Genomic DNA, 17,859 nt, shown 5'->3' with positions numbered 1-17,859 from the left:
CTTGTGGGGAGGGTGGCCCCAAAGGGGTCGGGTGGCGGTAGGTTTGGCCCCGATGAACTGCACGCGAGGCCTAAGGCACGGTCGGATCGAACGAACGACCTAAAGCTTTATCCCAAACCAAACAGTCCGCCCAATAGTCTGCAGCGGCTCAAACCCGCTCTTGGTCCAAAACGCCACGCCACCGGCATTCTTGTCATTAGCCCCAAGATGAATGCCACTCACCCCAGCCGCCTCGGCCTGCTCGACCCACAGCCGCAACAACTCCGAGCCCACCCGCTGCCCACGCAATCGCGGCAGCAGGTTCATGTGGATATGCGCCGGATAACTGGCCACGATATCGGCAGGATTGGTACCTGGCTCATTGATCGCCGCCACCCGCATACGATCAGTCGCCGTCAGGCCTTCCCGCGCAACACCCGCATAGTGCCGCCGCAACCGCGGCCACCACTCGCGCTCCAACCGCGCCTCGAACTCCGCCGTATCATGCGTCCCGACCACATAGCCGGCGACACCCTCGTCATCTTCAGCGACAAACACATGCTCCGGCTCCAACACCCCATAGGGCGCTGAATACAGCTCACCAATCACCTTGCGATCGTTATGCAGCGGCGATGCGTCCTGTCCGGAATCGCCAGTGACGAGACAAATCTCGTACAGCGCCTCGAGATCGCTCTCGCGATAGGGGCGCAGCACGACCATCAGATGTCTTCGAAGGCGCCGGTAGCCATGTCGAACAACTTGCCGGTTTCCTTGAGCGAAGGGCTCAGCATGTCGATCAGCTTCGGCGCGATATCGCCGGGCTTCACCAACGTATCCGGGTTTTCGCCTGGCATCGCCTTGGCGCGCATCGCGGTGCGCACCGCTCCAGGATAGAACACGTTGACCTTGACCTTGGTCTGGTTGACCTCGCCGGCGTAGGACTTGACCATTGCATCAACCGCAGCCTTGCTGGCGGCATACAGCCCCCAGAACGGCTTGGCCGAGCGTGCAGCGCCCGACGAGACGAACACCGCGCGGCCGGCAGTCGACTGGCGTAGCAGCAGGTCGGTAGCGCGCAGCAGCCGGTAATTAGCCGTCACGTTGACCGCCATTACCTTCTCGAAGTCTTCCGGCTTCACATGGGGCAGGGGGCTGAGCACGCCGAGTTGACCGGCATTGGCCACGAGGCCATCCAGCGCGCCCCAGCGCTCGAAGATCGCGGCGCCGAGCCGGTCGATGGCATCGCCATCGCGCAGGTCCAGCGGCACCAGCGTTGCCGACGAGCCGAGATCCTGGATTTCGTCATCCAGTTCTTCAAGGCCGCCCACGGTGCGGGCAACCGCAACCACATGAGCGCCGCGGCGGGCCGCTTCCAGCGCCGCCGCATAGCCGATGCCGCGCGAGGCACCGGTGACGAGGACGACCTTGCCGGTCAGATCCTGTATTCCAGCCATTAACCGGCCTCTTTGAGCAGGGAGATATTCTTCGGCTCGTTCTTGGTGCGGCCGTTCAGATCGGTCAACTGCGTCGGATAGTCGCCCGTGAAATAGTGGTCGGTAAACTGCGGCGCCAGTGGGTTACGCTTCTCGCCGCCAACCGCCTCATACAGCCCATCGATCGACAGGAATGCCAGCGAATCGGCGCCGATAAACTTGCACATCGATTCGAGGGTGGCGTGCTGGTTGGCCAGCAACTTTTCCGGATCCGGCGTGTCGATGCCGTAATAGTCGGAATAATAGATCATCGGACTAGCCACGCGGATATGCACCTCGGTGGCGCCCGCCTCGCGGATCATCTGCACGATCTTGAGCGACGTTGTCCCGCGCACGATGGAATCATCGATCAGCACCACGCGCTTGCCGGCGATCTCGGCGCGGTTGGCCGAGTGCTTGAGCTTGACGCCAAAGGCCCGGATCGACTGGGTTGGCTCGATGAAGGTGCGGCCCACATAGTGGTTGCGGATGATGCCAAGCTCGAACGGAATGCCGCTAGCTTGCGCATAGCCGATAGCTGCCGGCGTGCCGCCGTCGGGCACCGGCACCACTACGTCCGCTTCGACCGGTGCCTCACGAGCAAGGTTCATGCCCGAACGCTTGCGCGCCGCGTAAACGCTGCGACCAGCCACGACCGAATCCGGGCGGGCGAAATAAACATACTCGAACAGGCAGGGACGTTCCGGCTCAGGTCGCGCCGCCTTGCGGGCCTCGATGCTGATCGAGCCATCGGGCTGCAATTCGCAGATCACGACTTCGCCATTTTCCACGTCGCGGATGTACTTCGCGCCGATCATGTCCAGCGCGCAGGTTTCCGAGCAGAAAATCGGCTTGCCATCCAGCTCGCCCATTACCAGCGGACGAATGCCGATGGGGTCGCGCGCCGCGATCAGCTTGGTGCGGGTCACTGCCAGCATGGCATATCCGCCTTCCATCTGCCGGATGGCGTCGATGAAGCGGTCGGTGCTCGACGAATGGCGCGAGCGCGCTATCAAATGCAGCACGACTTCGGTGTCCGAGGTCGACTGACAAATCGCGCCCGTCGCGATGATCTGCCGGCGCAGTGTCAGGCCATTGGTGAAATTGCCGTTGTGCGCAATAGCAATGCCGCCCGCTTCGAGCTCTGCAAACAGCGGCTGCACGTTGCGCAGCGCCACTTCGCCGGTGGTCGAATAACGGGTGTGCCCGATAGCAATGGAGCCGGGCAGTTTGGCCAGCAGGGCCGGGTCCGTATAGTGGTCGCCCACCAGGCCCATGCGCTTTTCGGTATAGAACTGGCGACCGTCAAAGCTGACGATACCCGCCGCTTCCTGGCCGCGATGCTGAAGCGCATGCAGGCCAAGTGCCGTCAGCGTCGAAGCATCGCTATGCCCCAAAATGCCAAACACGCCGCACTCTTCATGCAGCGTGTCGTCGTCGATGCTGAAATCGTCATCGCTGGGATGGTTCACGGGGCTCTCCATGCCAATGCTGCTTGACTGCGTTCGCCAAAGGCGACGGACCAAATTGGGTGTTCCCACGCCATACCCCATTTCGGCCGCCCAGACCAATGCCGAACAAAGCGGTCAGGGTTGTGGCGAGCGCGGCGCGCACACCTTTAAATGATCAAACCTGCGGCACGACCGGCGTCGCTGGAGCCGTAACCGGCGCTGGCCTTCCGTCTTCGGTCGAGTCGGTGCCTTCTTCGACTGGAACAGCCGGCGCATCCGGATCCTCGGCAAGCCCAGTGCCGCCCTTGAGCATGTCGGTGACCTGTTGCTCGAGACCTTCCGGCAGCATCGAAATTAGCGTCTGGCCCATGCTGCGCAGATGCGGCAGCGACTGCGATTCCGCAGCCCAGCTCGGCAAGTTGTTTGGCAGCAGCCAGGTGCCAAAAATGGTGATGACGATGGCGATCAACACGCCGCGCAACACGCCGAACACGAAGCCCAGCGTGCGGTCGATTGGCCCGACGCGGCTGTCGACCACGAAATCGGCGATCCGCATGGTCAGCAGATGCAACACTATCAGCGCAACGATGAAGGTTACGACCACAGTGGCGATGTCGGCCACGATGGCCTCATCGATATACTGCCGCGCGATTTCCGGGTGATACTGCCACATATAAATGGCGATAGCCGCAGAGCCGGCCCAGGTCGCGAGCGAAAGCACTTCGCGGGTAAGGCCACGGGCGGTTGCAAGGATTGCTGAAATCAGCACCAGCACACCCACACCAACGTCGAACGCTGTCAGCATATGTCTTCGCCTAGCTCCAGTTGCCGCCCCGGCATGAGAGGCTTCGTTTAACCGCTTTGTAAGCCAATGCCAAGACCGTCAGGCCGCACCCGGCACGATCTCCAAAGAAAGCGTAAACTTGGGCGCAGAAATCTCTCGTCGCGGCAATTTCAGCGACCGAGGAATTGGAAGCGGAGCTCCAATGTTCGGCGTGATTACAAGGCAACTGCGCCGGTCAGGCGCCGGAATTCAACCCGCGGTCCCGGTTGAATCCCGCATCTAATCCGCTATTCTCTTGAGCGAAGGGGATAGCCATGAACGACCGCAATCACCGGATTTACGCCACCAGCGCCGCCAGCGTTTATCGGCTCTATATCGCCAAGGTCGAACGAAAGAGCCGCACCAAGGCTGAGGTCGACGAGGTCATGTGCTGGCTGACCGGCCATACTCAAGCCACCTTGGATCAAGAACTGGTCGACATGACCACTTTCCAGGACTTCTTCGACCGGGCTCCGCACATGAATCCGGCCCGATCTCTGATCACCGGCGTCATCTGCGGCGTGCGCATCGAGGAGATCGAAGAACCCACCATGCGTGAGATACGCTACCTCGACAAACTGATTGACGAACTGGCCAAAGGCCGCCCCATGCAAAAAATCCTGCGACAAGCGCAGAGCTAGTACAGGCATTACCACTCGTCGCGAGGGGCTTCCCTCGGCTTGCCATTGGCCGCAATCCGTCCAACCAAGTCCGCCAGCGCGGTAAATTCCGAAACCTCAAGACCGGTACTTTTGTCCGCCGTCCCCAACCGGCCGGTACACACGGACTTGAAGCCAAGCTTCTGCGCTTCGCGTAGTCGTATCGAACCATGCGCCACCGGGCGAATGCCGCCTGCCAGCGAGATTTCGCCGAAATATACCGAATCCTTCGGCAAAGGCGAACCAGTCAGCGACGAGATAAGCGCCGCCGCCACTGCAAGGTCCGCCGCTGGTTCGTTGATCTTCAGCCCGCCCGCTACATTGAGATAGATGTCATTGGCGCCGATCCGCACCCCGCAGCGGGTTTCCAGCACCGCCAGCACCATTGAAAGCCGCGACGAATCCCAGCCCACCACGGCGCGCCGCGGCGTCCCAAGCGGGGAGGGGGCCACCAAGGCCTGGATTTCAATCAACAGCGGCCGCGTGCCCTCCATGCCGGCAAACACCGCTGAGCCGGTCGCATCGTCATCGCGCTGGTCAAGGAACAGCGCCGACGGGTTGAGCACCTGCTCCAACCCCAGTTCGGTCATCGCGAACACCCCGATCTCGTCGGTCGCGCCGTATCGATTCTTCACCGCCCGTAAAATGCGGAAGGTGTGGCTGGCATCGCCCTCGAAATACAGCACCGCGTCGACCATGTGCTCGACCACGCGCGGACCTGCAATCTGCCCGTCCTTGGTCACATGGCCCACCAGCACCACAGCCGCGCCGCTCTTCTTGGCAAAGCGCGTCAACGCCTGCGCCGAGGTGCGCACTTGGGTCACCGTGCCGGGCGAACTATCGACGCGGTCGGTCCACAGCGTCTGGATAGAATCAATGATGACGAGGTCCGGGACTGGGCCATTTTCCAGCGTCGCGAGGATGATCTCGACATTGGTTTCAGCGGCCAGCATCACATTCGCCTCGCCGAGCCCAAGCCGTTGCGCCCGCAGCCGCACTTGCGCTACCGCTTCTTCGCCCGACACATAGATGACGCGCTTGCCGCGATTGGCCAGTGCCGCCGCCGACTGCAGCAGAAGCGTAGACTTTCCGATGCCGGGATCGCCGCCCACCAGCAGCGCCGAGCCCTTGACGAAGCCGCCGCCAGTCACGCGATCGAACTCTGCCATGCCGGTCACCACACGCGCGGCGCTCTCGGTCTCACCCGACAGCGGCACCAGATTGGTCGCCCGCCCGCCGGCCTTTGCCGATTTGGGTCCAGCGCCCACGCCGCTATCGGTCAGTTCCTCGACAATGGTGTTCCAGTCGCCGCAGGCATCGCACCGCCCCTGCCAGCGAGACGTCACCGCGCCACAAGCCTGGCACACAAAGGAAGAACGGGATTTAGCCACGCGGATACTCGGGTTTAGAGCCTCTCCTTGCTGTAGCGGAGCCTCTCGATCACGGCAAGAACAAAAAGAGAACTAACCTGCCGTTTCCTAGGCTGGCAAATTCCCGTCACCGATGTAGTTGCGGCTGTAGCGGCCCTTGAGCGAGGTCAGGATTTCGTATCCGATTGTGCCACCCGCATCGCCCTGGTCGTCGACGTCGAGGATATTGCCCAGCACTTCGGCGCCTTCGCCAGGACTTGGAATGTCTAAGCCGAGCTCGGTGATATCGACGGTTATCTGGTCCATAGACACCTTGCCGATCACCGGACAGACCTTCCCACGAATGACCACCTTGCCGCCCGGACGCGTGTTGCTGGCCGACAGCGAGCGCAGGTAACCATCGGCATAGCCGTGTGAAATAACCGCCAACCGGCTGTCGCGTGACAGCGAATGGCTGGCGCCGTAGCCAACGCTCTCGCCAGTGCGCGCTTCCTTGACCTGCAAAATCGGTACATGCAGCGTCACCACCGGCGCCATCGGGTTCTTGCGGCCCGTCACCGCCCGGCCGCCATAAAGCGCGATGCCCGGCCGGACCATCTGAAAGTGATAGTCGCGGCCTGTCATCAAGCCGGCCGAATTTGCCAGCGAGGCCGGCACGCCGGGAAACTGCGTCATCACCGAGCCGAACAGCGCCAACTGGGTGCGGTTCTTTTCGTGGTTGGGCTGATCCGCACAGGCCAGATGGCTCATGATCATCTGTGGCGCATAGCCGAGCGCCTGCAGGCGATCGCGAACCACGCTGGCCTCATTGAGGCGGAAGCCGAGCCGGTTCATGCCGGTGTCAAAATGCAATGCCGACGGATAGGCCTCGTTGCGCTCGAGGCACTTGGCCAGCCATTCCTCGAGCATCGCCATCGAAGACAGCACCGGCATCAGGTTTTGCCGCACGTAAAGGTTGGCAGCGCCCGGATAAAGCCCATTGAGAATGAAGATATGCGCATCGGGCACGGCGGCACGCACGGCCATGCCTTCATCCACCGTGGCGGTGAAGAAAAAGCGAGCGCCTGCGGCATGCAGCGCCTTGCTTGCCATGGTGATGCCGGTGCCATAGGCGTCGGCCTTGACCACGGCGCCCGTCAGCGCGCCCGCGCTGACCTTGTCGAGGGCCCGCCAGTTCCGGGCTAGCGCCCCGAGGTCGATACTAAGTTGTCCCCCAAGCCCCGACGTCAGCGCCATGCCTATTCCATGCGCTCAGGCAGATAGTCGGCGCGTGCCAGATTGCCGAAGCGCGTAAACTGCGCCTCAAAGCTCAGCTGCACTGTGCCGGTAGGGCCGTGGCGCTGCTTGGCGATAATAACTTCAGCCTTGCCATGCACCTTTTCCATATCCCCTTGCCAAGACTGGTGTTCGACGGTGCCCTCTTTGGGCTCTTTGTTCTTGAGATAATATTCTTCGCGATACACGAACATCACCACGTCGGCGTCCTGCTCGATAGAACCCGATTCGCGCAAATCCGCCAGTTGCGGATGCTTGTCGTCACGTGATTCTACCTGACGAGACAGCTGCGACAGCGCAATGACCGGAATTTCCAGTTCCTTGGCCAACGCCTTGAGCGTGGTGGTGATTTCGGTCAGCTCCTGCACGCGGTTCTGGCTCGATGCCTTGGACGAACCACTCAACAGCTGCAGATAGTCCACGATCAGGCAGTCGAGGCCTTTCTGACGCTTCAGGCGACGCGCTCGCGCTGCAAGTTGGGCGACGCTGATGCCGCCGGTATCGTCGATGAACAGCGGCAGCTTGCTCATCATATTCGAAACATCGACCAGCTTGGAAAACTGGCTGTCGTGGATGCGACCACGGCGGATATCGGACGAGGAAATCTCGGCCTGCTCGGCAAGGATACGCGTCGCCAGCTGCTCCGAACTCATTTCCAGGCTGAAAAACCCGACGGTGCCACCATTGGTCGTCTTGGTGTGGCCGTCGGGCGTCACTTCGCTGCGATAGGCCTTGGCAATATTGAAGGCGATATTGGTCACCAGCGAGGTTTTGCCCATGGCAGGGCGGCCAGCGATGATGATCAAGTCGGACTTCTGCAAGCCGCCCATCTGGCGATCGAGGTCATCGAGGCCGGTCGCCACGCCCGATAGCCCGCCGTCGCGCTGATAGGCTTCGCCAGCCATCTGGATCGAGGCGCTGAGTGCGCTGGAAAAATTCTGAAAGCCGCCGTCGTAGCGACCTTTTTCGGCCAGCTGAAACAACTCGCCTTCGACTTTTTCAATCTGCTTGTTCGGCGTCATCTCGACGTCGGATTCGTAAGCGACCTGCACCATTTCCTCGCCGACAAGGATCAGGTTGCGACGAATCGCCAGGTCATAGATCGCCTGCCCATAATCCGCTGCGTTCAGGACCGTGGTCGCTTCGGCAGCGAGACGCGCCAGATACTGCGCCATGGTGATGTCAGGCAGCAATTGGTCGGGCAGGTGGGTCTTGATCGTGGTCGGGTCAGCCGACTTGCCGGCGCGGATGATCTTGCCGGCCAGCTCATAGATGTCCCTGTGCACCGGCTCATAAAAATGCGTCGGCTCAAGGAAATCCGACACCCGGTAGAAGGCGTCATTATTGATCAGGATCGCGCCCAGCAGGGCTTGCTCCGCCTCCACATTGTGGGGCGCCAAACGGAACGACTTGTCTTCTGCCGGATGGAGCCGCGCGATCTCTGCCATGGTGCCTCTAAGGGAGTGTTGACCTTTCTTAACCACGCGGCGCGGGCCAGAGTCTCGACCTACAGACGCGCTGGTTAACGTTGGGTAACGCCTGCTGTGAACACTGTGAACAACGGGGATTGTGGCCATCGTGTGTTGCATACGAGCAAGGCAGCACAATGGCATGCGCAGCGAGTCGTGGCGCGCAAACTTCACCAAAAAACAAAGAGGCCGGGCACTGGGCCCGGCCTCTTCAAAACATATGCAGAAGCTTAGCGGGGATCGTCGTCGAAACGGTCGTCCTGCTTTGCGTCCTTCTGGCCGGCAGCAAAGTCGCCGTTGTCATCGTCTTCATAGACGGTGAGCGTGACGTCTTCACCAGCCGACTGGCGGGAAGCTTCGTCAGTCGAGCGCGCAACGTTGACGGTGATCGACACGGCGACTTCGGCATGCAGGTTCAGCGCCACGGTGTGAACGCCAACTGCCTTGATCGGGTCTGCGAGGTCGACCTGCGAACGCTGGATGGTGAAACCATCGGCAGCCAGGGCTTCCACGACGTCGCGCGATGCAACCGAACCATACAGCTGGCCGGTTTCGCCGGCCTGGCGGATGATCACGACTTCACGACCGTTGAGGCCTTCGGCAATGCCGGCAGCCGCGTTCTTGCGGTCGTCGTTGCGCTTCTCGATGTGAGCGCGCTCGCCTTCGAACTTCTGGCGGTTCGCAGCGGTGGCGCGGAGCGCCTTGCCCTGCGGCAGCAGGAAGTTACGCGCGTAGCCGTCCTTGACGGAGACTTCGTCGCCGATCGAGCCGGTGCGGCCGATACGCTCGAGGAGAATAACTTTCATTTGGGTATTCCTTGTGGCTGTCCCGTCTAACTGACGGTTAGGAGCCCCGGACCATCCAGAACCCCAGCGATGCGTCTCTAAAGACGCGGCCCACCCTCGGAAGGGTAGGCCAGTAGTCTGGCACTTACGCCCAGTGATGGGCACAAGTAGGCCAAACAGAAAGTCGTTGGGCTGGATGAGATAGTGGTGGTTCGCGAGAACCGGAGCGGAGCGTACTAAAGTACGTGAGCACCGGAAGCGCAGCGAACCGCCGCTAGATCGCCAGCCCAGCGAACTTACTGGACTGCGTAGGGCATGATGCCGATGAAGCGGGCACGCTTGATCGCCTGGGCCAGTTCGCGCTGCTTCTTGGCAGAAACGGCGGTGATGCGGCTCGGAACGATCTTGCCACGCTCGGAAACGTAACGGCTCAGCAGGCGCACGTCCTTGTAGTCGATCTTTGGCGCGCCTTCACCCGAGAACGGGCAAGTCTTGCGGCGACGCTGGAAAGGACGGCGGGCCTGGGCGGTTGTAAGGTCTTTGATTGCCATAGCTGTTCAGTCCTTCAATTAAAACCGGCGCGGACGGCGTTCGCCGCCGAAGCCACCACGATCGTTGCCGCGGTCGGGACGACCACCACGTTCGCCATCACGATCGTCACGATCGCGCTTCTGCATCATCGCCGACGGACCTTCTTCAAGCTCGTCCACGCGGACGGTCATGAAGCGCAGGATGTCTTCGTTGATGCGCATCTGGCGTTCCATCTCGGCAACAGCGGTTGGCGCTGCTTCGATGTTCAGCAAGGTGTAGTGCGCCTTGCGGTTCTTGCGGATGCGGTAGGAGAGACCCTTGAGGCCCCAATATTCATTCTTGGTGACCTTGCCGCCGCCGCTAGCGAGGATTTCGGTCAGAGCAGTAGTAAGCTCTTCGACCTGCTGCTGGGAAACGTCCTGGCGAGCCATGTAGATATGTTCGTAGAGGGCCATTAATGCGCCTTCCTTTGTGGTTTTAAACACAGCAAATGTCTGGCGCGGAGCCTCCTTGACGCCGGAAAGGGCATCAAAGCAGTCGTGCAAAGAGCGGGAACACGGGAGGCCGGACTTGCGCCCTATTCGCCATCCTTGCGAATGACAAACCCTCCGTTCAGCCCCCGGCCAAACGAATTACTGCGGCGGCTATAGGGGAAGGGGGAGCGAAACGCAAGTGGGTGCTTAAGGCTTACCGGCTGGCCGCCAGCCGAACGTTCTGTCCCATAAACAGCTCTCGTCCGAATTAATAATTGATACCACCGAGAAACTGCTGGCCTGTAGCAGGCCGTTCAGGCGTGCATAAGCGCCAAGCGCTTCGGGGTGAGTGGCGCCAATGTAGGTTGCTATGGAATTGCCTTCTCCAAAGAACGCGAGATGCAGGCTATCCATCCGAGGAAATTCTGCAGTCAGTTTAGAGATTAGGGCATCGCATAGTTCATCTTCTGATGTTCCTACCCAACCAACGGTGAGATTTGAATCCCACATTGCGTAGAACTTCACATGCCTAATGCGCACCTCTTCGCAGTATTGCGCGAGCACATCGTCCAAGTTGGCGCCAGAATAAACATGCTCCCTGTCGTCATTCAGTATCGACCTCTGGCTTTCGAGCAGCGCTTGTACGTGGCCTATGAAGTTATCAAATTCTTTCCTTTGAGGGACTGCCTCGCGAAAATGAAAAACTAGGACATAATCCCTGTAGGCCGATGCGTTAGCAGCATTTTTGTATGCAAGCGTCCGCAGTTCTTTCCACGCCCTCTCTACAGAAATCCGACTGTATCCACCTACGTTTTCAGAGGTGTGGTACTCAGTAACTTCGACACCGACCTTAGACCTCGAAATGTCCATTATAAAGTCCGGCGTTTCGCTAAAAATTATCTCGTCAGGACATAAGTTCAGTAGATCGAGGTGCATTCCGAGTATTGCTCGTTCGCGTTCCTTCTTTGCGTTTCTGGTCATAATCCGTCCTTTGCCCCGCAAAGGTTAGCTTCCCCGGCCTTGACTCCGCCACACACTCCCGCTCAAACGCCGCGCAACTGGACATCCGCCATGCGGATTGTCTAACTGAGCCAAAGAGGGCCTTTGATGACCAAGCGCGCATTCACCTTTCCGGGGCAGGGCAGCCAGTCCGTTGGCATGGGCAAGGACCTCGCGGCCACCTATCCCGAAGCCCGCGCGGTGTTCCAGGAAGTCGATGAAGCCCTCGGCCAGCGCCTGTCGGCCATCATGTTCGAAGGCTCCGACGATATCCTGCGACTCACCGAAAACGCTCAGCCGGCCCTGATGGCCGTGAGCATGGCGGTGATGCGCGTGCTGGAAGCCAAGGGCATCCGCCTCGCCGATCACGCGACCTACGTCGCAGGCCATTCGCTCGGCGAATATTCGGCCCTCGCTGCTGCCGGCACGTTTTCGCTTGCCGACGCCGCTCGCCTGCTCAAGACGCGCGGCCAGGCCATGCAGAAGGCCGTCCCGGTCGGCCACGGCACCATGGCGGCCCTGCTGGGTCTGGATCTCGAGACCGCGCGGGAAGTCGCCGCCGAGGCCGCTCAGGGCGATGTCTGCGATGTCGCCAACGATAATGCGCCCGGCCAGGTCGTCGTCTCGGGCTCCACTGCCGCCGTCGAGCGCGCCGTCGAAATCGCCAAGGCCAAGGGCGCAAAACGTGCTTTGCTGCTGCCGGTTTCAGCACCCTTCCATTGCGCGCTGATGCAGCCCGCTGCCGATGCCATGGCTGCGGCTCTTGGCGAAGTCGCCATGAACGCGCCTGTCGTGCCGCTGGTCGCCAACGTGCTGGCTACGCCGATTTCCGATCCCGCCGAAATCCGCCAGCGTCTCGTCGAACAGGTCACTGGCGTCGTCCGCTGGACCGAAACCGTCACCTGGCTTACCGGCGCCGGCGGCATCACGCATCTGACCGAGTTGGGCACCGGCAAGGTTCTCACCGGCCTCGCCAGGCGTATTAATGCCGAAGCCGTCGCCAATGCCGTCGGCTCACCCGCCGAAATCGAAGCCTTCGTGGCCGAACTTTCGGCCTGACCAAATTGAATCAAGCTGTGAAGTGCTTGAGTCCATAGCTCCGCAGGGGAGAACTAAATGTTTGATCTAACTGGCAAACGCGCTCTGGTGACTGGCGCCAGCGGCGGCATCGGGCGCGAGATCGCCAAGGCCCTCGCTGCCGCCGGCGCCACCGTCGCGCTGTCCGGCACCCGTGTCGGCGCGCTGGAAGATACCGCCAGGGAGATCGGCAAGGATTGCCCGATCCTGCCGGCAAACCTCAGCAAGCTCGATGAAGTCGACAAGCTCGTCCCAGCCGCCGAAGCCGCCATGGGGGGCCTCGATATTCTGGTCAATAACGCCGGTATGACCCGCGACAACCTCTTCATGCGCATGAAGGACGAGGAGTGGGACGAGGTCATCGCCGTCAACCTTACCGCCGCTTTCCACCTTAACCGTGCAGTGCTGCGTGGAATGATGAAGCAGCGCTTCGGCCGCATCATTGGCATTTCCTCGGTCGTCGGCGTCATGGGCAATCCGGGGCAGGGTAATTATGCCGCCTCAAAGGCAGGACTGATCGGCATGAACAAGGCGCTGGCGCATGAAGTTGCCAGCCGCAACATCACCGTCAACTCCATTGCACCGGGCTTCATCGCCTCGGCCATGACCGAGGAACTCAACGACAAGCAGCGCGAGGCGATTCTCTCGACAATTCCTGCCAACCGTCTGGGTACGGCGCAGGAAGTTGCCGCCTGTGCAGTTTTCCTTGCAAGCGACGCTGCCGGCTACGTTACGGGCCACACGCTGAACGTTAACGGCGGTATGGCGATGATCTAAACCGCCGGAAACCCGTTGAAAACCGGGGAACTGGCTTCTGGCAAAGGCGTTGCCTGTGATACTCGCCGCCGTCGACAGCCGTGGTGGTCTGCCTTGCAGGCGTCCGAAAGCGCGCATACATTGCGCGCAGTCAGCCAACACGGCGCTTGAAGATTTGGCAATCCGCCAATAAGAAGCGAAACGAAACCTCGATTTCGAAAAAGGAAGTCTAATATGAGCGATGTCGCTGATCGGGTCCGCAAGATCGTTGTGGAACACCTCAATGTGGATGGCGAGAAGGTTGTCGAAAAGGCGAGCTTCATCGACGATTTGGGTGCAGACTCCCTTGACCAGGTCGAACTGGTAATGGCCTTCGAAGAAGAATTCTCGGTGGAAATCCCCGATGATGCTGCTGAATCGATCCAGACATTCGGCGATGCAGTCTCCTTCCTCACCAAGGCTGTCGGCTAAGGGCTGATAGAGAAACGTTGATCATGGAATTGCGCCGCGTCGTCGTAACCGGGTTGGGCCTCGTAACGCCCGTCGGTTGCGGAGTCGAAGCTACTTGGGCCAATATTTTGGCCGGCAAGAGTGGTGCCAGGCGTATCGACGAATTCCAGGTCGATGATATCGCATGCCAGATTGCTCATCGCTTGCCGCTCGGCGACTACGCCGACGGCAAGTACAATCCTGATGAGTGGATGGACGTAAAGGATCAACGCAAGGTCGACGCGTTTATCGTTTATGCCATGGCAGCGTCCAAGCAGGCTATCGATGATGCGGGCGTCGAGCCCAAGACCCAGGAAGAGCAGGAGCGCACAGGCGTTCTGATCGGCTCTGGTATCGGCGGCGTTGGCGGCATTTATGATGCCTCCATAATCCTGCACGAAAAGGGCCCGCGCCGCATCAGCCCCTTCTTCATTCCAGGCCGCCTGATCAATCTGGCCTCCGGCTATGTGTCGATCCGCTTTGGCCTCAAGGGCCCTAACCACTCTGTGGTCACGGCCTGCTCGACCGGCGCACATGCCATCGGTGACGCCGCCCGGCTGATCTCGATGGGCGACGCAGACGTCATGGTTGCCGGTGGCGCCGAAAGCTGCGTCAACCGTCTGGCGCTGGCAGGCTTCGCCGCCGCCCGTGCCCTTTCAACGAATTTCAACGACAATCCCACAGCGGCCTCGCGTCCTTACGACAAGGACCGTGATGGATTTGTCATGGGTGAGGGCGCCGGCATCGTCGTTCTCGAAGAATACGAGCGTGCCAAGGCGCGCGGCGCCAAGATCTATGGCGAGGTGGTCGGCTATGGCCTTTCCGGCGATGCCTATCACATCACGGCTCCGTCGCCCGATGGCGATGGCGGTTTCCGGGCCATGAACGCAGCAATCAAGCGTGCCGGTGTCGATGCATCCGAAGTCGATTATATCAACGCACATGGCACCTCGACGCCGCTGGGTGACGAAATTGAACTGGGTGCCGTCACCCGCGTCTTGGGCGACTCCGCATCCAAGGCGGTCATGAGCTCAACCAAGTCGGCTATCGGCCACCTGTTGGGCGCTGCCGGTTCGGTTGAAGCCATCTTCTGCCTTTTGGCCATGCGCGATAGCATCGTGCCGCCGACGCTTAACCTCGACAATCCATCGGTCGAGACCGAGATCAACCTGGTGCCCAAGGTGGCACTCAGGAAGGAAGTCAACGTGGCGCTGTCCAACAGCTTTGGCTTTGGCGGCACTAATGCGACCCTTGTCATGCGCAAGGTCGGCTGATTTCGAACCGGCCGAAGGCAAATCAGCGCCAGTGGCGCTGATTTAGAATAAAAAGCCATGAGGGCCTGGCCCGAATGGCCCAGACGAGCCAAGTCCACAGACGGCGGTCCATCAACTATTTGGGCGCAAATCCTGCCTTGATCATCCGTGGATAGAGGCAGGAGGGGGCGCCGGCCCTCTTGTTTTTGTGGCGCCGCATCGCCAACAATGACGACCAGCCATGAGGCTGACTCAAATCGATGACAAGACCCAAAGCTCGATGACATTCGCCTCACCCTGAGAGAATGCGCAGGCAAGTGGGCCCCGAGGGTGAACGAGCGCTATGAATGACCGCAAGCAAAGGCGCCGTCGCCGTTCGAGCAATGGCTTCGTCGATATTCTCAACGGCCTCCTGTCCCTGCTGGTGCTTGGTCTCTTGTTAGCAGGCGGCGTCGTGCTGTATGGCGCCTCGCAGTTTTATGGCGACGGCCCGCTGACCGCCGACACGACCTTCCGCGTCGAGGCCGGTTCGGGCCTCTCGTCCATCGCCCCGCGTCTCGAAGAGCAGGGGCTGATATCGAACCAGTACATTTTCCAGGTCGGCAGCCGCGTCACCGAGCTGGCGGGCACCATCAAGCAGGGCGACTTCCAGATTCCAGCGGGCGCCAGCATGGTCGATATCCTGACCGAGCTCACCACCGGCAATCCGATCCGTTACGCAGTCGTCATCCCCGAGGGCTGGACCTCATGGGAGGCCATCCAGCGCCTCAATGACGACAGCAATATCGTCGGCGAGATCACGACGCTTCCGGTCGAAGGCTCCATCCTGCCCGGCAGTTACGACTATGTTCCGGGAGATACTCGCCAGGCCGTGCTCGACAAGATGCAGGCGGCGATGACCACCGAACTTGCCGCGGTCTGGGAGGGCCGCGCCGCCGACCTGCCGATCGACACACCCGAGCAGTTGCTGGTTCTGGCCTCCATCGTCGAAAAGGAAACCGGCGTCGCCAGCGAGCGTCCACAGGTTGCCGCAGTCTTCGTCAATCGCCTGCGCGAAGGCATGCGCCTACAGTCCGATCCGACCATCATCTATGGCATCACCAAGGGCCAGTCGACGCTCGGCCGCGGCATCCGCCGCTCCGAGATCGAGGCCAAAACGCCTTACAATACTTATCAGATCGACGGTCTGCCACCGACGCCGATCGCCAATCCCGGCCTCGACGCCCTCAAGGCAGTCGCGAATCCCGATACCCACGATTACCTCTACTTCGTCGCCAAGGGTGCCACGCCGCGCGAAGGCCACGTCTTCGCCGAAACATATGCCGCGCATCAGGACAATGTGGCGCAGTACCGTCGCATCGCTGCCGAAGCCGCCGCGCAGGCCGAGTCGGACGCCGAGGCCACCCGTCAGGAACTCGAGGCCGAGCAGGCCGGCGCAGCACCGGCCCCGCAATGAGCCAGCCACTCGCCAGCATGACGGGCTATGCCCGTTCCAATGGCGCGGTGCATGGGGCGTCATTTGCCTGCGAGGTCAAAACAGTCAATGGCCGTGGCCTCGACATCCGCCTGCGCCTGGCGCCGGGTTTCGACACGCTCGAAAGCGATATCCGGCAGCTGATCGGCACGACGCTGACCCGTGGTTCGGTAACGCTAAACCTCACCGTGGAGCGGCAAGGGGCAGGCGGCGAGCTCTACATCAACCGTCAAGCACTCGACACGGTGCTGGCCGCTCTCGATGAGCTGAAGGGCAGGGTGGAGGCCGCGCCGCCAAGTCTCGATGGCATTCTCGCCCTGCGCGGCGTTCTGGAACAGCGCGACAGCGTACTAGACGAGGATGGCGAAGCACTTCGCGCAGCTATTCTCGACGCGGTTTCCACTGCCCTGATCGACCTGACAGTCGCCCGTCGCCAGGAGGGGAGCAGGATGTCCGTGGTTCTGCTTGATCGGTTGCTTGAGATCGAGGCGCTGGTGGCTCGCGCCGAGGCCCACCCCGCCCGCAGCCGCGAGGTCATCCTGGCCCTATTGCGCCAGCAGGTTGCCGATCTCGCGACCGATATCAAACTCTCCGAAGACCGCCTGGCGCAGGAAGCCCTGCTGCTCGCCACCAAGGCCGACATCCGCGAAGAGCTCGATCGTCTCACAGCCCATATTGCGGCCGCCCGCGAGCTTATCGCCACTGGCGGAGCCGCCGGTCGGCGCCTCGATTTCCTGGCCCAGGAGTTCAACCGCGAAGCCAATACCCTGTGCAGTAAATCCAATGCGGTGGAGCTGACTGCCATTGGCCTTGACCTCAAGGCGGCGATCGATCAATTACGCGAGCAGGTGCAGAACATCGAATAGGATATTGCTGATGGAGTCTCAGCGCCGCGGCGTCATGCTGGTTCTCGCTTCGCCGTCAGGCGCCGGAAAATCCTCGATTTCCCGATCCCTGTTCGGGCAGGACCCCAATATCCGTCTGTCGGTTTCAGTGACCACGCGTGCCCGGCGCACCGACGAGGTCGAAGGCACCCACTATTATTTCGTCGATGTGCCCACCTTCAATACCATGAAGGCCGATGGCGAACTGCTTGAATGGGCGCAGGTCCACGACAATTTCTACGGCACGCCGCGTGCCAAGGTCGAGGAACAACTCGCTGCCGGCAACGACATCCTGTTCGACGTCGACTACCAAGGCACGCTGCAGCTCTACGAAAAGAGCCGCAAGGACATGGTCACCGTGTTCATCCTGCCGCCGACCATCAAAGAGCTCCGCGCTCGCCTTGAGCGTCGTGCCCAGGACAGCTCCGGCACCATCGAAAAGCGCCTGCGCAACGCCAAGCTCGAAATGCAGCACTATTCCGAATACGACTACATCATCATCAACGATGACCTCGAAGCTTCCACCCAGAAGGTGCGCTCAATCCTCGCCGCAGCCCGTCTCGCCCGCCCGCGCCTCACCCAATTGGACAACTTCGTCAAAGACTTACAGAACCAGATCGATTCTCTTTGAATTCGAACC

19 protein-coding genes are annotated in these 17,859 nt (G+C 60.8%); 8 read left to right on the top strand and 11 right to left on the bottom strand.

What is annotated here, in order from left to right:
- Positions 1 to 99: 99 nt before the first annotated feature.
- The 4 genes from WH91_RS02030 to WH91_RS02015 all read right to left on the bottom strand — a co-directional run bounded on the left by WH91_RS02030 (position 100) and on the right by WH91_RS02015 (position 3,707).
- Positions 100 to 699, bottom strand: a complete 600-nt coding sequence (locus WH91_RS02030; RefSeq protein WP_046169343.1) for a GNAT family N-acetyltransferase — start codon at positions 697 to 699, stop codon at positions 100 to 102.
- Positions 699 to 1,433 carry an SDR family NAD(P)-dependent oxidoreductase gene (locus tag WH91_RS02025; RefSeq protein ID WP_046169342.1) on the bottom strand — a complete coding sequence of 245 codons (735 nt, stop codon included), beginning with the start codon at positions 1,431 to 1,433 and terminating at the stop codon, positions 699 to 701. Before WH91_RS02025 ends, WH91_RS02030 begins: the two co-directional genes overlap by 1 nt.
- On the bottom strand, positions 1,433 to 2,935 hold the full coding sequence (gene purF / locus WH91_RS02020; protein ID WP_046169341.1) for an amidophosphoribosyltransferase: 1,503 nt from the start codon (positions 2,933 to 2,935) through the stop codon (positions 1,433 to 1,435). The genes WH91_RS02025 and purF overlap by 1 nt, the downstream gene beginning before the upstream one ends.
- 142 nt (positions 2,936 to 3,077) lie before the next feature.
- Entirely contained in the window at positions 3,078 to 3,707 is a 630-nt protein-coding gene (locus WH91_RS02015; protein WP_046169340.1) for a CvpA family protein, read from the bottom strand.
- 293 nt (positions 3,708 to 4,000) lie between these two features.
- On the opposite strand from WH91_RS02015, the gene WH91_RS02010 reads away from it, so the two are divergent.
- Positions 4,001 to 4,366, top strand: coding sequence for a DUF2200 domain-containing protein (locus WH91_RS02010; protein ID WP_046169339.1), 366 nt, complete (start codon positions 4,001 to 4,003; stop codon positions 4,364 to 4,366).
- 8 nt (positions 4,367 to 4,374) lie between these two features.
- Here WH91_RS02010 and radA read toward each other — a convergent pair whose 3' ends face one another.
- From radA to WH91_RS01975, 7 genes are all read right to left on the bottom strand, one after another.
- Positions 4,375 to 5,775, bottom strand: a complete 1,401-nt coding sequence (radA, locus tag WH91_RS02005; RefSeq protein WP_046169338.1) for a DNA repair protein RadA — start codon at positions 5,773 to 5,775, stop codon at positions 4,375 to 4,377.
- 87 nt (positions 5,776 to 5,862) lie between these two features.
- A complete protein-coding gene (gene alr, locus WH91_RS02000) occupies positions 5,863 to 6,990 on the bottom strand; it encodes an alanine racemase (RefSeq protein WP_046169337.1) in 1,128 nt (375 codons plus the stop codon).
- A 2-nt stretch (positions 6,991 to 6,992) separates the two neighbouring features.
- Positions 6,993 to 8,477, bottom strand: coding sequence for a replicative DNA helicase (locus WH91_RS01995; RefSeq protein ID WP_046169336.1), 1,485 nt, complete (start codon positions 8,475 to 8,477; stop codon positions 6,993 to 6,995).
- Between the two features lie 251 nt (positions 8,478 to 8,728).
- Complete coding sequence (gene rplI, locus WH91_RS01990; RefSeq protein WP_046169335.1) at positions 8,729 to 9,304, bottom strand: 50S ribosomal protein L9; 576 nt, start codon at positions 9,302 to 9,304, stop codon at positions 8,729 to 8,731.
- 275 nt (positions 9,305 to 9,579) lie between these two features.
- Positions 9,580 to 9,834 (bottom strand): 30S ribosomal protein S18, encoded by a 255-nt coding sequence (gene rpsR, locus WH91_RS01985; RefSeq protein ID WP_046169334.1) that lies wholly within the window; start codon positions 9,832 to 9,834, stop codon positions 9,580 to 9,582.
- Positions 9,835 to 9,852: 18 nt separating this feature from the next.
- Positions 9,853 to 10,269 carry a 30S ribosomal protein S6 gene (rpsF, locus tag WH91_RS01980; protein ID WP_046169333.1) on the bottom strand — a complete coding sequence of 139 codons (417 nt, stop codon included), beginning with the start codon at positions 10,267 to 10,269 and terminating at the stop codon, positions 9,853 to 9,855.
- Positions 10,270 to 10,494: 225 nt separating this feature from the next.
- Positions 10,495 to 11,268 (bottom strand): hypothetical protein, encoded by a 774-nt coding sequence (locus tag WH91_RS01975; RefSeq protein WP_046169332.1) that lies wholly within the window; start codon positions 11,266 to 11,268, stop codon positions 10,495 to 10,497.
- Between the two features lie 126 nt (positions 11,269 to 11,394).
- Between WH91_RS01975 and fabD the strand changes: the two genes are divergently transcribed.
- The 7 genes from fabD (at position 11,395) to gmk (ending at position 17,850) form a co-directional block, all read left to right on the top strand.
- Positions 11,395 to 12,345 carry an ACP S-malonyltransferase gene (gene fabD / locus WH91_RS01970; RefSeq protein ID WP_046169331.1) on the top strand — a complete coding sequence of 317 codons (951 nt, stop codon included), beginning with the start codon at positions 11,395 to 11,397 and terminating at the stop codon, positions 12,343 to 12,345.
- A gap of 57 nt (positions 12,346 to 12,402) precedes the next feature.
- Positions 12,403 to 13,140: a 3-oxoacyl-[acyl-carrier-protein] reductase gene (gene fabG, locus WH91_RS01965; RefSeq protein ID WP_046169330.1), complete on the top strand. Its 738-nt coding sequence runs from the start codon at positions 12,403 to 12,405 to the stop codon at positions 13,138 to 13,140.
- Positions 13,141 to 13,353: 213 nt separating this feature from the next.
- Positions 13,354 to 13,590 carry an acyl carrier protein gene (locus WH91_RS01960; RefSeq protein ID WP_046169329.1) on the top strand — a complete coding sequence of 79 codons (237 nt, stop codon included), beginning with the start codon at positions 13,354 to 13,356 and terminating at the stop codon, positions 13,588 to 13,590.
- Between the two features lie 29 nt (positions 13,591 to 13,619).
- Entirely contained in the window at positions 13,620 to 14,882 is a 1,263-nt protein-coding gene (gene fabF, locus WH91_RS01955; protein ID WP_046169366.1) for a beta-ketoacyl-ACP synthase II, read from the top strand.
- 322 nt (positions 14,883 to 15,204) lie between these two features.
- Entirely contained in the window at positions 15,205 to 16,317 is a 1,113-nt protein-coding gene (mltG, locus tag WH91_RS01950) for an endolytic transglycosylase MltG (RefSeq protein ID WP_046169328.1), read from the top strand.
- On the top strand, positions 16,314 to 17,201 hold the full coding sequence (locus WH91_RS01945) for a YicC/YloC family endoribonuclease (RefSeq protein WP_199533486.1): 888 nt from the start codon (positions 16,314 to 16,316) through the stop codon (positions 17,199 to 17,201). The genes mltG and WH91_RS01945 overlap by 4 nt, the downstream gene beginning before the upstream one ends.
- 10 nt (positions 17,202 to 17,211) lie before the next feature.
- Positions 17,212 to 17,850, top strand: a complete 639-nt coding sequence (gene gmk, locus WH91_RS01940; RefSeq protein WP_046169327.1) for a guanylate kinase — start codon at positions 17,212 to 17,214, stop codon at positions 17,848 to 17,850.
- Positions 17,851 to 17,859: the final 9 nt, after the last annotated feature.

The organism is Devosia psychrophila (genome assembly GCF_000971275.1).
Taxonomy (GTDB): domain Bacteria; phylum Pseudomonadota; class Alphaproteobacteria; order Rhizobiales; family Devosiaceae; genus Devosia; species Devosia psychrophila.
The sequence above is the reverse complement of the archived record's forward strand: the minus strand, read 5'-3'. Positions and strand labels throughout refer to the sequence as shown.